The sequence below is a fragment of the Dokdonella koreensis DS-123 genome, assembly GCF_001632775.1.
Taxonomy (GTDB): domain Bacteria; phylum Pseudomonadota; class Gammaproteobacteria; order Xanthomonadales; family Rhodanobacteraceae; genus Dokdonella; species Dokdonella koreensis.
On the sequence record NZ_CP015249.1, the window covers coordinates 2736309 to 2750274 of the forward strand.

General features: G+C 72.4%; 14 protein-coding genes. 1 reads left to right on the plus strand and 13 read right to left on the minus strand.

All coding sequences use genetic code 11. The features are described from left to right. The first annotated feature begins 25 nt into the window (after positions 1-25). A complete protein-coding gene (locus I596_RS11095) occupies positions 26-781 on the plus strand; it encodes a helix-turn-helix domain-containing protein (RefSeq protein WP_067647737.1) in 756 nt (251 codons plus the stop codon). A 90-nt stretch (positions 782-871) separates the two neighbouring features. Here the strand turns inward: I596_RS11095 and I596_RS11100 are convergent, their stop codons facing one another. The 13 genes from I596_RS11100 to ccoO form a co-directional block, all read right to left on the minus strand. Beyond that, positions 872-3187 (minus strand): TonB-dependent hemoglobin/transferrin/lactoferrin family receptor, encoded by a 2316-nt coding sequence (locus I596_RS11100; RefSeq protein ID WP_223303816.1) that lies wholly within the window; start codon positions 3185-3187, stop codon positions 872-874. A 205-nt stretch (positions 3188-3392) separates the two neighbouring features. Beyond that, positions 3393-4859 (minus strand): DUF2271 domain-containing protein, encoded by a 1467-nt coding sequence (locus I596_RS11105; protein ID WP_067647743.1) that lies wholly within the window; start codon positions 4857-4859, stop codon positions 3393-3395. Positions 4860-4913: 54 nt separating this feature from the next. After that, positions 4914-5909: an EF-hand domain-containing protein gene (locus I596_RS11110; protein ID WP_067647746.1), complete on the minus strand. Its 996-nt coding sequence runs from the start codon at positions 5907-5909 to the stop codon at positions 4914-4916. Positions 5910-6008: 99 nt separating this feature from the next. Beyond that, positions 6009-6806 (minus strand): DUF4198 domain-containing protein, encoded by a 798-nt coding sequence (locus I596_RS11115; RefSeq protein WP_067647749.1) that lies wholly within the window; start codon positions 6804-6806, stop codon positions 6009-6011. A 149-nt stretch (positions 6807-6955) separates the two neighbouring features. Continuing rightward, positions 6956-7684 carry a sulfite exporter TauE/SafE family protein gene (locus I596_RS11120; RefSeq protein WP_067647752.1) on the minus strand — a complete coding sequence of 243 codons (729 nt, stop codon included), beginning with the start codon at positions 7682-7684 and terminating at the stop codon, positions 6956-6958. Continuing rightward, complete coding sequence (gene ccoS / locus I596_RS11125) at positions 7681-7860, minus strand: cbb3-type cytochrome oxidase assembly protein CcoS (RefSeq protein WP_067647755.1); 180 nt, start codon at positions 7858-7860, stop codon at positions 7681-7683. The genes I596_RS11120 and ccoS overlap by 4 nt, the downstream gene beginning before the upstream one ends. Then, positions 7857-10280: a heavy metal translocating P-type ATPase gene (locus I596_RS11130; protein ID WP_067647758.1), complete on the minus strand. Its 2424-nt coding sequence runs from the start codon at positions 10278-10280 to the stop codon at positions 7857-7859. The genes ccoS and I596_RS11130 overlap by 4 nt, the downstream gene beginning before the upstream one ends. A 19-nt stretch (positions 10281-10299) precedes the next feature. After that, positions 10300-10521, minus strand: coding sequence for a hypothetical protein (locus tag I596_RS11135; RefSeq protein ID WP_067647761.1), 222 nt, complete (start codon positions 10519-10521; stop codon positions 10300-10302). Continuing rightward, on the minus strand, positions 10518-11945 hold the full coding sequence (ccoG, locus tag I596_RS11140; protein ID WP_223303817.1) for a cytochrome c oxidase accessory protein CcoG: 1428 nt from the start codon (positions 11943-11945) through the stop codon (positions 10518-10520). Before ccoG ends, I596_RS11135 begins: the two co-directional genes overlap by 4 nt. Then, complete coding sequence (locus I596_RS11145) at positions 11942-12256, minus strand: hypothetical protein (protein WP_067647764.1); 315 nt, start codon at positions 12254-12256, stop codon at positions 11942-11944. The genes ccoG and I596_RS11145 overlap by 4 nt, the downstream gene beginning before the upstream one ends. Continuing rightward, positions 12253-13194 (minus strand): cytochrome-c oxidase, cbb3-type subunit III, encoded by a 942-nt coding sequence (gene ccoP, locus I596_RS11150; protein WP_067647767.1) that lies wholly within the window; start codon positions 13192-13194, stop codon positions 12253-12255. The genes I596_RS11145 and ccoP overlap by 4 nt, the downstream gene beginning before the upstream one ends. Continuing rightward, the gene (locus I596_RS18090; protein WP_083965526.1) at positions 13191-13349 is read right to left on the minus strand and encodes a cbb3-type cytochrome oxidase subunit 3; all 159 of its coding nucleotides are present in this window, start codon (positions 13347-13349) and stop codon (positions 13191-13193) included. The genes ccoP and I596_RS18090 overlap by 4 nt, the downstream gene beginning before the upstream one ends. Next, complete coding sequence (gene ccoO, locus I596_RS11155; protein ID WP_067647770.1) at positions 13346-13957, minus strand: cytochrome-c oxidase, cbb3-type subunit II; 612 nt, start codon at positions 13955-13957, stop codon at positions 13346-13348. The genes I596_RS18090 and ccoO overlap by 4 nt, the downstream gene beginning before the upstream one ends. Positions 13958-13966 lie beyond the last annotated feature (9 nt).

The window sequence follows — 13966 nt, forward strand, 5'->3', positions numbered from 1 at the left end:
CGGACCAGACCCAGGAGCGGCCTCCATGTCCACCGGCAACCGCATCATCGACCTGCGCGAACTGCGCCAGTCCTGTGCCGGCTGCGCGCTCAACCAGTTGTGCCTGCCGGCCTCGATCGGCGGCGAGGATCTGGCGCGGCTTGACGACGTCGTCAAGCGGCGCCAGCCACTCGACCGCGGCGAGACGCTGTTCCGCGAAGGCTCCGACCATCCGGCGCTGTTCGTCGTCCGCTCCGGCTCGCTGAAGACCTCGGTGACCCTGCCCGAGGGTGACACGCAGATCCTCGGCTTCCACCTGACCGGCGAGATCATCGGCTTCGACGGCCTGGCCGGCGAACGCCACCAGTGCACGGCCGAGGCGCTGGAACGCTCCAGCGTCTGCGAGGTGCCGTTCGACAAGCTCAGCCAGGTCGCCGCGCAGGTGCCCGGCCTGCAGCACCAGCTGTTCCGCGTCATGAGCCGCGAGTTCGTCCGCGAACAGCAGCATCCGGTGATGATGGGCCGCAAGCAGGCGCTGTCGCGGCTGGCGATCTTCCTGCGCAGCCTCTCGGAACGCCGTGCCGGCACCGGCCACGACGCCCGCGAGCTGCAGCTGAGCATGTCGCGGCAGGAAATGGCCAACTACCTCGGCCTCGTGATCGAGACCGTCAGCCGGCTGTTCTCGCGCCTGCAGCACCTGGGCATCGTCGAGGTCGATCGCCGCACCGTGCGCATCCTGGACCTGCCGGCGCTGAGCGCACTGGCCGAAGGCGGCGAGGAAGACCACCGCGCACTGGCCTGAAGCCACGGCACGGCCGCGGCGACGGGGTTCCCGCGCCGCGTGGCCGCCCGGAAGGGCCGGCCGAAGCCGGCCCTCCGGACCGGGCCCGACTCAGAAGCGGTAGGTCAGCGAGACGCGCACGTTGCGGCCCGGCTCGGAGTAGCGGTCGATGCCGTCGCCGCGCACGCCGCCACGCACGCCGCCGGACCCCTCGGTGACGAAGCGCACGCGCTGCCAGCGGTAGTAGGCCTCGTCGAACAGGTTGTAGACGCCGGCGTTGAGACGCAGCTTGTCGGTGATCGCGACGTTGGCGAGCAGGTCGAACACCGTGTACCGGTCGCTGAGGAAGTCCGATGTCGGCTGGAGATTGCCGTCGGCGTCGGTCTCCACCGCATCGCCGCGCTTCTTCGCGGCGGCATGGGTCAGGTTGCCGGTGACGCTCCAGCGCCGCGACGGGGCCAGGTAGCGCAGGCCGACCACACCGGATGCCGGCACGATGCTGGTCAGCGGGTCGCCGTTGCGCTTCTCGCCCTCGTTGTAGGAATAGGCCAGCCGCAGGCTGAAATCGCGGCCGAGCAGCCAGCGCCCCTCGACCTCGATGCCCTTGACGATCACCCGGCCGGCGTTCTCGGGCGTCAGGTACGCGTCGCCGTACTCGACCGTGCAGCTGCTGCCGCTGGCGTTGCAGACCTCATAGGCGGTGTCGGGGTTGCGCACGCGCGTCACCTGCTCGATGAAGTTCGAGTAGCGGTCGCGGTAGGCGGAGATCCCGAGCAGCTGGCGGTCGGTCTGCCAGCGCCAGCCGACCTCGGTGTTGAGGCTCTTCTCCGCCTCCAGGTTCGGGTTGGCCACCGTGTCCCACAGCTCGACCTCGGCGCCGGTCCCGGCTTCGACGCCGGGCGTGGTCGAGGTCGGCGAATACATGTCCTCGACGGTCGGCGCGCGGAAGCCGCGGCCCATCTGCGCCCACAGCGTATGCGCATCGGTCAGCTTGAAGTCGATGCCGAGCTGGCCCGTCGGCGCCGAGAAGCTGACGTCGCCGATGGTGCCGCTCGGGTCCTCGTACTGGCCGTCGAAGCTCGGCTTGTAGTCGTAACGGTCGTAGCGCAGGCCCGCGGTGAGGCCCAGGCGCCCGTCGAGCAGGCTCATGCGGTCGCGCAGATAGAGATTCCAGCTGTCGATGTCGGTCTTGGGTACCAGGTCCGGATCGACCTCGATCAGGGCCGGCTCGCCGGTCTGGCCGACATAGCGGGTATCGACCGCCGAGAACTCGGCCCTGCGGGTCTGCCAGGCCAGGCCGTAGACCAGCGCGTGGTTGACCGCGCCCGCATCGAAGGCCTTGTCGAAGTGGACGGTGAGGCGATCGAGCTTCTGCTCATAGTCGCGGTCCTCGGTGCGCAGGCACGGCCGCAGGCCCTGCGGGCAGGTGGACGAGTTGAACAGCATCGTCGTGAGACCGCTGGTGTATTGGCGCTGGTGGTCGTAGCGCGCTTCCATCGCGTCGAACAGCGCATTGCCGGCGGTCCAGATGTAGTGGAGACCGTAGCGATCGCGGTCGGACGTGTCGTGACCGGCGCGCGACAGGTAGGTCGCGTCCAGGCGCGAGAGCGCCTCGCTGTCCACGGTGGCCTCGGCCCGCTCGGCGGTCACGCCGACGCGGTGCGCGTCGGACAGTACCAGGTCGAGCTTGGCCAGCAGGTTGTCGCTGTCGGTTTCCATCGGGTCGGGCACGCGCCGCTCGGGCCCGCGCGTGCCCGGCACCTCGAAATGGGACATCCGCTCGTTGCCGCGGCGCTTGGTGTACAGCAGCATCGACTCGACGATGCCGGTACGGTTGGCGAAGGTCGCGGTCGCCGACGCCTCGTTGCTGTCGCTGGCGTAGCCGCCCTTGACCGCGAGGTAGGTGTCGTTGCCCGAGGCCTTGAGGTAGTCGGCCGCGTCCTTGGTCACCAGGACGACGGCGCCGCCGAGCGCGCCGCTGCCGGCGGTGATCGAATCGGCCCCCTTGATGACCTCGATCGTCTTGAGCGCGTCGATATCCACGCCGCCGCGCATCGCGCGGAAGAAGTCGTAGGCCTGGTAGCTCGCCGGATCGAGCGTGTCGCCGAGGCTGAGCCCGTCCACCGTGATCGCGACGCGGTCGCCCTCCAGGCCGCGGATGTTGAAGCCGGTCGAGCCGAAGCGGCCGATGTCGGTCACGCTGACGCCGGGGATGTAGCGCACCGCGTCGTCGAAGCTGCGCGCCATCTCCTCGTCCAGCTGCCTGGCGCTGACCACGGTCACGTTCGCGGTGGCCGACTGCTGCGGCTTCTCGGCCGTGGCCTCGACCAGGATCGTCTGCAGGGTATCGGTGGTCTCGCCGTCGGCCGGCGCCTCCTGCGCCAGGGCCGGGCTGCCGAGCGCGGCGAGGATCGCCAGGGCCAGCATGGATCGGATCGGCTGCTGCCGACCGGGATGGGATCGCAACGCTTTCATGTCGTGGACTCCGCAGTGGTAGGACGAAATCGGTCGCCGCGCCGGGCAGGCGCGGGTTTCGGGTACCTGGCTGCGGCGTCGCCGGTGGGCGCCGATGCGTCGCTCGGTGGGCGGCGACGCCCGGGCGGGTCGTCGCGGTGAAGAACGGGTCGCGCCGCTAGCGTGCGGCGCCCAGGCGCAGCTGGATCCGGCCGACCTCGGCCGCGCCGCTGCGCTCCAGCGCGATCGGCCGGGCCGACAGCGTGAACGGCAGCTCGACCAGCTCGTGGCCGCCGTGCTCGCGCGCGGCCTCGACCACCAGTACGTAGTCGCCGGCGGCGGCCGCACGCCCGCGATCGTCGCGGCCGTCCCAGCCGACGCTGTAGCGGCCCGGCCGCCGCGTCTCGCGCGCGATGCCGTGGATCGCCGACTCGTCGCGGCGCCCGTAGCGGCGCCACCAGGTCGGCAGTTCGCGCAGCCAGCGCGCGCTGTCGCCGAGCACCAGCAGCTGCCGCACCGGCGTGCCGTCGCGTGCGGCGATCCAGATCGCCAGGTACGGCCGCCGGTACTCGGCCGCCGCCTGCTGCGGGATCTCGTAGTCCACCGCGAACGCGAAGCCGGCCGGCCAGGCCGGATCGCTGCGGCTGTCGCCGTCGAGCAGGGCCGCCCAGCCGGACGACACGAACGGCGTGCCGGTTTCGGTGACGACCAGCGCCGCCACGCCGGGCAGGCCCTCCACCAGGTCCAGGCCGGCGCGAATCGGCATCACCGTCAGCGCGGTCGCCAGCGCATCGGCGGTCGCCGCGTCGTCGGCGACGACGATCGCCGACGGTGCATAGGCCACCGGCCAGCCGTCCTTCGGATCGAGTACATGGCTGTAGTGCCTGCGGCCGATCTGCGCGCCGCGGCTGCCGTGGCCGCTGGCCGCGATCGCCCGCGACCGCAGCGTGAGCGTGGCGATGTGGCCGCCGTTGTCCCGCGGCTGCCGCGGATCGGCGACGGCCACGCGCCAGGCCGTGCCGGCCGCCGGCTCGCCCCAGTAGACCGCGTCGCCGCCGATGTCGATGCGGATGCCGGTGGCGGCCGGCACCGCCGCGCGCGCGCGCTCCAGCGCGCGATCGAGGATCCAGCCCTTGGCCAGCGCATCGGTTTCCCATTGCAGCCCTTCCGGCCGGGGCACCGGACCGTCACCGGCGAGGTCGACGGCGGCGCGATCGATCGCGCGGGCCAGCGTGCGCAGCTCGGCGCGGTCGGGCAGCGTCTCGCCGCCGTCGGCCTTGCGCCAGCGCGCCAGCAGGCTGCCGAGGCGGCAGCTGAACGCATGGCCGGTCTTCTCGCGCCAGCGCTCGCAGGCGCGCAGGACCGTGCGCAGATCCGGCGACGGCGCCTGCGCACCGGTGGACGCGTTGTAGCGCGCCAGCTCGCTGTCGTCCTTCCAGACGCTGAGCACGGCGTCGAGCCGCGCGACCTCGGCCAGCGCGGCCGCCAGCGCGCGATCGACCTCGTCGTCCGGCACGCCCGCCACCGCCATCTCGAACGAGGTGCCGAGGACGTTCTCGCGCTGGCGCAGCGCCGGCTCGGCCGAGGACGGGACAGCCAGGATCAGCGCGAGCCCGGCCAGCACGCCGCGCAGGGCATGGTTCATGAGCGACTCCCAGGAGGCCGGCGCCGCGCGAGGCGGCGACCGGCGACGATCGTGTCAGCGGGACGCGGGACCGGCCGCCGGTTCGCGCGGCGGCGGCGGCGGATCGGTGGCATCGACGACGCCGTTCCTGTCGGTGTCCAGCCGTTCGAACATGCGCGCGCCGGAAGCGGCGTACTCGGCCGGGCTGATGCGCCCGTCCTTGTCGGTGTCGAGCGCCTTGAAGCGGACCGCCGACTGCTTGTCGCGGTTCTCGCGGGTGCGGGCGATCTGGCGGTCGAGCCGGTCCTCGAACTCGGCCAGGTATTCATCGGCATCGAGCCGGCCGTCGCCGCCGGCGTCGGTGCGCGCGAACGCCTCGCCGCGGTGGCGGTCGAACTCCGCCCGCGTCACCGTGCCGTCGCCGTCCGCATCGTGGATCTCGAGGAAGCCGGCGCGCGTGTGCGTGCTCGGCATCGCGATGACGTCACGGCGCGGCGCGCGCGCGGCGCCGCTGCGGCCAGCGTTCCCGGCAGTGCTTCCGGTGCCAGCCTTGGCGTCGTTCCCGGCCGCTCCGGCCGCCGGCGCCTCGCGGGCCGGCTCCGGATCGGCGGCGTCGATCCGGCCATTCTTGTCGCTGTCGGTGTGCGCGAATGCACGCTCGCCGGAGGCGTCGTACTCGGCGCGGCTGACGAAGCCGTCGCCGTCCTTGTCGAGCGCACGGAAGCGCGTCCGCGTCTGCTCGACCTGGCGCTCGCGCGCGGCCTCGATCTCGCGGTCGTTGCGGGCGGCGTACTCCAGGACGTACTCGTCCACGTCCACGCTGCCGTCGTGGTCCGCATCGGTCTGCGCATAGCGCGCCAGGCGGAACGCGTCGAACTCGGCGCGATCGACACGGCCGTCGCCGTTGCTGTCGAACTGCTCGAGGAAGCGCGCGATCGCGGCGGCGCCGTCTTCGCGGTGCGCCGCAGCAGGCGGCGCCTTCGCGCCGGCCGCGGACTGGACAGAATCGGCGGCGGCAGCGGCCGGCACCAGGGCAAGGGCGATCAGCAGGCCCGGGAGATGCTTGTTCATGATGTGCTCTTCTTCAAGCCGAGGGACGAGGAAGCACCGGCGCGATGCGGCGCCGGAGGGTACGCGGATGGCAGGCGCCGACGGGCGCGCCGCCCGCGGCTAGGGATCGAGCACGCGGAAGCTCAGCGTGTAGCCGTAGCCGTACTCGGGCGCGGCGGCGCCGGCCGGCGCCTTGCCGCGATGCCGGACGATGGCCAGCCAGGTGCCGGCCCGGGCCAGATCGAAGCGCGCCTTGCCGGCGGCGTCGGTCGTCAGCGTCGCGGCAGCCTGCTTGCTGCGGCCGTCGCCGGTCGCCGGGAAGATCTCGACCTTCGCGCCCGGCAGCGGCGCGCCGTCGAAGCGCACCTCGAACGCGAAGTGCTCGCCGGTGTACAGATCGCTCGGGTGCGTCGCCGCCACGATCTCCAGGCCGTTGCCGTACGGCGCCAGCGCCGTGCGCGTCGGCGCGCCGAGCGTGACGTAGGCTTCGGAAAGATTGACCGACTGGTAGTGCGCGAGCAGCGTGGCGCCGGCCGGCAGCGCCTTGGCCGGGTCACGCGTGCTCTCCTTCTTGCCGTCCAGCTCCCAGGTGCGGAACACCGCGCCGAGGCGCTGGCCGCTGCTGAAGCGATAGGTGCCCTTGCCGGTCAGCGCGTGCTCGACGACCGCCCGAGTCTTGAGACGCTGCACGCTGTCGGCCGGAACGCGCGTGCCGTCGGGGCCGACGACCGCGAACACGCTGTTGTCGAAGACCACTTCCGGTACGAAGAGCTCCTCGCCGAAGGCGGCGTCGAGCGTGACCAGGTTGCCGTGCATCGGCTCGAAGCTGGCGGGTGCCAGATACGGCGTATGGGCCTGGGCCAGCAACGGGACGAAGGCGGCGAGCACGCCGCCACCCAGCACGGTGGATAGCTTCATGGACGGGTTCCTGAAAAAGCGAAGGCCCGGGCTGAAGCGGCTGGGGCGGGACGGGAAATGGAAGTCTAAACCGGATGAGAATTATTCGCAATTGATGCGAGGACGGCCGGTGCACCCGCTCGGACCACGCAGGTTCGTACCGATGTTCCTCAGCGCAACGGCGCGCAGTCGAACGGCAACCAGCCGTGCAGGCCCGGCAACATCGCGACCAGCCACGGACCGGACATGACCAATGCCGCGCAGCCGAGCAGGGCGACGCCGGCGGCACGGCGCACGTTGCGGCGGCCCGACCAGGCCATCAGCCGCGGCGCGCCCCAGCCGGCCGCGAGCATCGCCGGCAGCGTGCCCAGGCCGAAGGCGAACATCGTCAGCGCCGCCTGCGCCGGATCGGCCGAAACGGCTGCGATCAGCAGCACCGTGTAGACGAAGCCGCACGGCATCCAGCCCCAGACCATGCCGAACGCGACCGCGCGCGGGAACGTCGAGACCGGCATCAGCCGCCGTCCGAGCGGTGCCAGCCGCAGCCAGACCCTGCGGCCGACGATGTCGCCCGGATCGCGCAGGCGCCCGAGGATGACCAGCGCCGAAAGCACCAGGGCCGCCGCGCTGCCGGCACGCAGGGCATCGCGCACGCCCTCGCCGTCGAGCAGGCCGACGATGCCGCCGCCGATGCCGCCGATCAGCAGGCCGGCCAGCACATAGGACAGCACGCGCCCGCACTGGTAGCCGAGCAGCAGCCACCGGCGGGCCCGGCCGCGGCGGTCCTTGGCGGTGACGATGCCGAGTGCACCGGAGATGCCGCCGCACATCAGCGCGCAATGACCGCTCGCGACCAGGCCGAGCAGCCAGGCGGCGGCAAAGGTGAGCGGCGCGTTCATCGCCGATCCGCCGCAGGCGATGCCGGCGCGGGCGATCCGGCCTCGTCGGCCAGCGGACTCAGCGCCGGCGTGTCCAGGTCGTCGAACTGGGCATGGTTGACGGCCCAGAAGAACGCGCCGACCGCCAGCGCGAGCAAGGCGAGGCTGAGCGGAATCAGCAGCAGGATGATGTTCATGCCGTCGCCTCGCGTGCCGCGGCCGGCAGCGCGTCGGCACTCGCGGCCGGAGCCGGCGCGCGCGGCGCACGGCCGATGCGCAGCGAATGGACGATCACCACGACCGAGCTCAGCGACATGCCGATCGCGGCCAGCCACGGCGGCACCAGACCGAACGCGGCCAGCGGCACGACCGAGAGGTTGTAGCCGAGCGCCCAGTTGAGGTTGCGGCGCAGCGTCTGCAGCATGCAGCGCGCGATCGCGCGCGCTTCCAGCAGCGCATCGAGCCGGCCGGCCGGCAGCAGGATGCCGCTGGCGGCCTGTGCCAGCGCAGCGCCCTCGCCCACCGCGACCGCGACATCGGCGCCGGCCAGCACCGGCGCGTCGTTGACGCCGTCGCCGACCATCACGACGACATGTCCCTCGCCACGCAGCCCGGCCAGGTGCGCCAGCTTGTCGGCCGGCTGTGCACCGGCGCGCCAGTCGGCGACGCCGAGCCGCGCCGCCATCGCCGCCACGCGGCCGGGCGCGTCCCCGCTGAGGATGCCGCAGCCGACACCGGCGTCGCGCAGGCCCTGCAGCAGGGTGGCGGCACCCTCGCGCGGCCGTTCGTCGATCGCGAAGCGGGCGAGCGGGCCGTGCCTGTCGGACAGCACCAGGGCCTCGTCGGTGGCGACGGCGTCCACGAAGGCCGGGCGTCCCAGCCGGTAGCGACGCCCGTCGAGCGTGCCTTCGACGCCGGCACCGGCGACATGGCGCAGCGCCGCGGCGGCCGGCAGGGGCCGCTCGCCGGCGGCCCGGCGGAGCGCGCGCGCCAGCGGATGCGTACTGCCCTGCTCGAGCGCCGCGGCGATCGCAAGCGCATCGTCGCGGCTGCCGCGCAGCACCACGCTGCGCGCGAGATCGATCTCCGGCTCGGACAGGGTGCCGGTCTTGTCGAAGACGAACCGGTCCGCCGTCGCCAGCGCCTCCAGCGCGTCGGCATCGACCACCAGCACGCCCCGCGCGGCGAGCACCGCCACGGCGCGGGTCAGTGCGGTCGGCACCGCCAGCGCGAACGCGCACGGACAGCTGACGACCAGCACGGCCAGCGCCGCCCCGAACGCGCGCTCCGGATCGAACGCGCACCAGGCGGCCGCGGTGATCGCGGTCAGCGCCAGCACGCGCAGCACGAAGCGCGACGCCCGCGCGTCGGCCAGCCGCGCCAGGCGCGGCCGCTCGGCGGCCGCCCGCGTGACCAGGCGCACGACGCCGGCCAGCACCGTGTCAGGACCGATCCGCTGCACCGTGATCTCGACCGGACCGTCCAGCACCAGGCTGCCGGCGATCACCGGATCGCCCGGCTGGCGCCGCCGGGCGGCCGACTCGCCGCTGACCAGGGACTCGTCGACCCGGCAGGCCGGTCCGGCCAGCACGCCGTCGGCCGGAATCGCCGCGCCCGCACCGACGCGCACCGTGTCGCCGGGCACCAGCTCGTGCACGCCGACGGTCTGGAACGCCGCGCCGCTGCGGCGCTCGGCCAGCGGCGGCTGCAGCCGCGCCAGCGCATCGACGACGTCGCCGGCGCGATGGCGCGCGCGCATCTCGATCGCGCGCCCGGCGAGCAGGAAGAACACGAACATGCTGACCGAGTCGAAATAGATCTCGTGGCCGCCGCGCAGCGTCTCGACCAGGCTGGCGACATAGATCAGCGCGACCGCGATCGCCACCGGCGTGTCCATCGACAGCCGCCGCGACCGCCATTCCCGCAGCGCGCCGGCGAAGAACGGCCGCGCCGAATACAGCACCACCGGCGTCGCCACCAGGAAACCGAGCCAGCGGAAGAAATCGCGCACCGCCGGATCGATGCCGTCGAACACGCCGGCATACAGCGCCACGGCGTACATCATCGCCTGCATCGCGCCGAGACCGGCGACCACCAGGCGCTTGAGCGCGTCGCGGTTCTCGCGCTGGCGCAGCGAATCGATCGCGTCGGCGGTCAGCGGATGCGGCGCGTAGCCCAGGCGCGCCAGCGCGGCCAGCACCTCCGACAGCCGCGTCCGGGACGGGTCGTAGCCGAGCAGGACGCGCCGCGCCGCCACGTTGACACCGACCTCGCGCACCCCCGGCAGCGCGCCGAGCGCGCGCTCGATCAGCCACGCACAGGCGGCGCAGCGCAGGCCCTCGACCAGGACCACCACGTCGGCCCGATCGGCCGCCGTCGTCCGCACGTGCAGGCGTGTCAGCTGCGGACGATCCCAGGCCCGGTAGTCGGCCGGCGTCGCGACCGGCTGCGCCGGCATGCTGCGCAGGCGGTAGTAGTCGGCCAGGCCGAGGCCCTCGATCCATTCGGCGGCGGCACGGCAGCCGATGCAGCAGACCGGCCGGTCGCCGTCCTGCACGCGCGCGGTCAGCCGCAGGTCCGCCGGGACCGGTTCACCGCAATGGAAGCAGGCGGTCATCGGATGCGTCCGCTGCCGCCTAGCGCGTCTGCGCCGGCGGATCGGCGGCGCGGATCGGCGGGATCTTGCTCGGCCGCGGCGCATCGCCCGGCACCGCGACGGGTGCGTCGGGCCGGCCGACGGCGGTGAAGACCAGGGCGATCGAGCCGATCACCGTCGCGCCGAGCAGGACCAGGATCAGCCAGACCTCGGGAACGCGGTACCACGGCAGGCGCGGGGCCTCGGAAACGGCGATGCTCATGGCGACTCCGGAGCGAAGAAATGGGAATGGCCGCGGGCCAGCACCGTGCCGTCGGCGGTGGCGACCACGACCTCGATCGGGTTGCGCCCCCGCACCGTGCCGGCCTCGGCGCGCAGGGTCAGCGGCAGCGAGAACACCTCGCCGGGCGCCAGCGTCGCCGCCGGCAGGCCGAGCGCGCGCAGCGGCAGTGCCGTCTGCGCGCGCACGCTGAGCGCCAATGGCGCATCGGTCTTGTTGACGAGCTTGACCGAGTAGCTGTTCTCGACGGCGCCGCGGCCGACCGTCCGGAACAGCGCGTTGCGGTCGTGCAGCACCTCGACGATCACCGGCGCGCGCGCGGCGACCGCCCACAGGAAGGCACCGACCAGCGCCGCCAGGATGCCGGCATAGACCAGGGTCCGCGGCCGCACCACGCGCTGGCGCCGGCCCGCCAGGCCCTGCTCGGTCGTGTAGCGGATCAGCCCGCGCGGGTACTGCATCTTGTCCATGACCGCGTCGCAGGCGTCGATGCAGGCCGCGCAGGCGATGCACTCGATCTGCAGCCCGTCGCGGATGTCGATGCCGGTCGGACAGACCTGCACGCAGGCCAGGCAGTCGATGCAGTCGCCGAGCGCCGGTGCCGGCGGCACCGATGCCGATGCCGATGCAGCGACGACCCGCAGGTTGGCGCCGCGCTTGCGGTGGCCGCGCGGCTCGCCGCGTGCCGTGTCGTAGCTGATGACCAGGGTGTCCCGGTCGAACATCGCGCTCTGGAAGCGCGCGTACGGGCACATGTACTTGCAGACCTGCTCGCGCAGGAAGCCGGCGTTGCCGTAGGTGGCCAGGCCGTAGAAGACGATCCAGAACGCCTCCCAGCCGCCCAGCGTCCAGTGCACCAGCTCGCCGCCGAGCTCGCGGATCGGCGTGAAGAAGCCGACGAAGGTGAAGCCGGTCCACAGCGCGAAGCCGATCCAGGCCGCCTGCTTGGCGGTCTTGCGCGCCAGCTTGGCGCGATTCCACGGCCCCTTGTCGAGCTTGATGCGGGCGTTGCGGTCGCCCTCGATCCAGCGCTCGATCCAGAGGAACACCTCGGTCCAGACCGTCTGCGGGCAGGCATAGCCGCACCACAGCCGGCCCGCCAGTGCCGTGAAGAAGAACAGGCTCACCGCGGCGATGACCAGCAGCATCGTCAGCAGGTAGAAGTCCTGCGGCCAGAAGGTCAGCCCGAACACGTGGAAGCGCCGCGCCGGCAGGTCGAACAGCACCAGCTGCTGCCCGCCGATGCTGATCCACGGGAACAGGTAGAACATGCCGAGCAGCCAGAACACGGCCGCGGTGCGCAGCCGCTGGAAACGGCCGTCGATCTCGCGCGGGTAGACCTTGGGCTCCTTTGCGTAGAGCGGGCCGCTGCCGACCACGCTGATCTGGAGCTTGCGGTCGTTCACAGCGGCTCCCGCGGCGTGTCGTCGGGCAGCGGCGGCGCGACCAGCAGCGCCGTGAACAGGCAGGCGCTGAACGTGCACAGCCAGAACATGAAGAAACCGATCGTGTAGCCGGCCTGCCGGCTGATCCGGACCTGCGGCCAGGTGATCGCGGCCAGGTCCAGCGGATCGACGATCGCGAAGAACACCATCGTGGCGACGCCGGCCGCGAAGAACGACGGCCAGACCACCGCGCCGATGCGCCGCGCGGCCGAGTCGCGCGGCAAACGTTCGGCTGGGCGCAACGCGCCTGGCGGGGGCCGGTAGCTGCTCATGGCGACGCGCCGGCGGTCTCCGGAGCGGGCGCGGGCGTCGCGGGCCGGCTCTCGGCCTGCGACAGCACCCAGGCAGCGGCCAGGCGGGCGCGGTCGGTACCGATCAGCGGCTCCCAGGCCGGCATCACGCCGCTGCGTCCGTAGGTGATCGCCTCGCGGATCGCGGCGAGGTCGCCCTGGCCGTGCAGCCAGACGTCATCCGTAAGGTTGGGCGCGCCGAGCGCGGTGTTGCCGGTGCCGGCAACGCCGTGGCAGGCCGCGCAGATCGTCTCGAACTTCGGCTTGCCGAGGGCGGCCAGCCGGCGGTCATGGTCCTGCCCGGACAGCGACAGCACGTAGTGCGCCACCTCGTCCATGCCCTCGCCGGGCAGCGTCGCTGCCAGCGGCGGCATCAGGCCCTGGCGACCGTGCAGCACGCTGGCCAGCACGGTGTCGGCCTCGCCACCGTACAGCCAGTCCGCGTCCACCAGGTTCGGGTAGCCCTTGGCACCGCGCGCATCCGAGCCGTGGCACGCCGCGCAGTTGTTGGCGTAGACGTTGCGGCCGACCTTGGTCGCGGCCGGATCGCGCGCCAGCTCGGCCAGCGGCCGGTCGCGGAAGCCCGCATACAGCGACTCGAGCTTCGCCTGGGTCGCCGCCAGCGTGTGCTCGACCTCGCCATCGGACGTCCAGCCCAGCCGGCCGGCGAAGTTGCCCAGGCCCGGGTAGAACACCAGGTAGCCGATGCTGAACACCACGCTGAGCACGAACAGCCACAGCCACCAGCGCGGCAGCGGATTGTTGAGCTCCTCGATGTCGCCGTCCCAGACGTGGCCCACCGGCTCGGCGGCCGCCGGGCCGCTGCCGCCGCCACGCGCGGTCGCCAGCAGCAGCCAGACCAGGCCGATGATGTTGATGACGGTCAGTACGATGACGTACCAGCTCCAGCCGCTGCTCATCGGTGCGTCTCCCGCGGCGCGGTGCGTGCGCCGTCCTCGTCCAGTGGCAGCAGCGCCGCCTCGCCGAAGCCCTGGCGCGGGCCCTTGCTCCAGGCCCAGGCCCAGATGCCGAGAAACGCCAGCAGCAGCAGTGCGGTGAAGATTCCGGAAATCATGGCGCGGCCTCCTTCGGTGTGACCCCCAGTCCCTGCAGGTAGGCGACGACCGCATCCAGCTCGGTCTGTCCGGTGACGGCCGCGCGGGCGCCCTGGAGATCGGCGTCGCTGTACGGGTGGCCCATCAGCCGGAGCACCTTGATCTTGGTCTCGATCTGGTCCGGATCGACCAGTGCCTGCGACAGCCACGGGTAGCCGGGCATGTTCGATTCGGGCACGACGTTGCGCGGGTTCTTCAGGTGCACGCGGTGCCAGTCGTCCGAGTAGCGCCCGCCGACGCGGGCCAGGTCCGGGCCGGTGCGCTTGGAGCCCCACTGGAACGGCCGGTCGTAGACCGACTCGCCGGCGGTCGAGTACGGCCCGTAGCGCAGCGTTTCCGATGCCAGCGTGCGCACCATCTGCGAATGGCAGCCGTAGCAGCCCTCGCGGATGTAGATGTCGCGGCCGGCCAGGCGCAGCGGCGCGTACGGCGTGACGCCCGGCGCCGGCTGGATCGTCTGCGCCTGGAACATCAGCGGCACGATCTCGACCAGGCCACCGATGGCGATCACCAGCACCACCAGCACCGCCATCAGGCCGATGTTCTTCTCGATCAGTTCGTGTTTCATCGCGGGCTC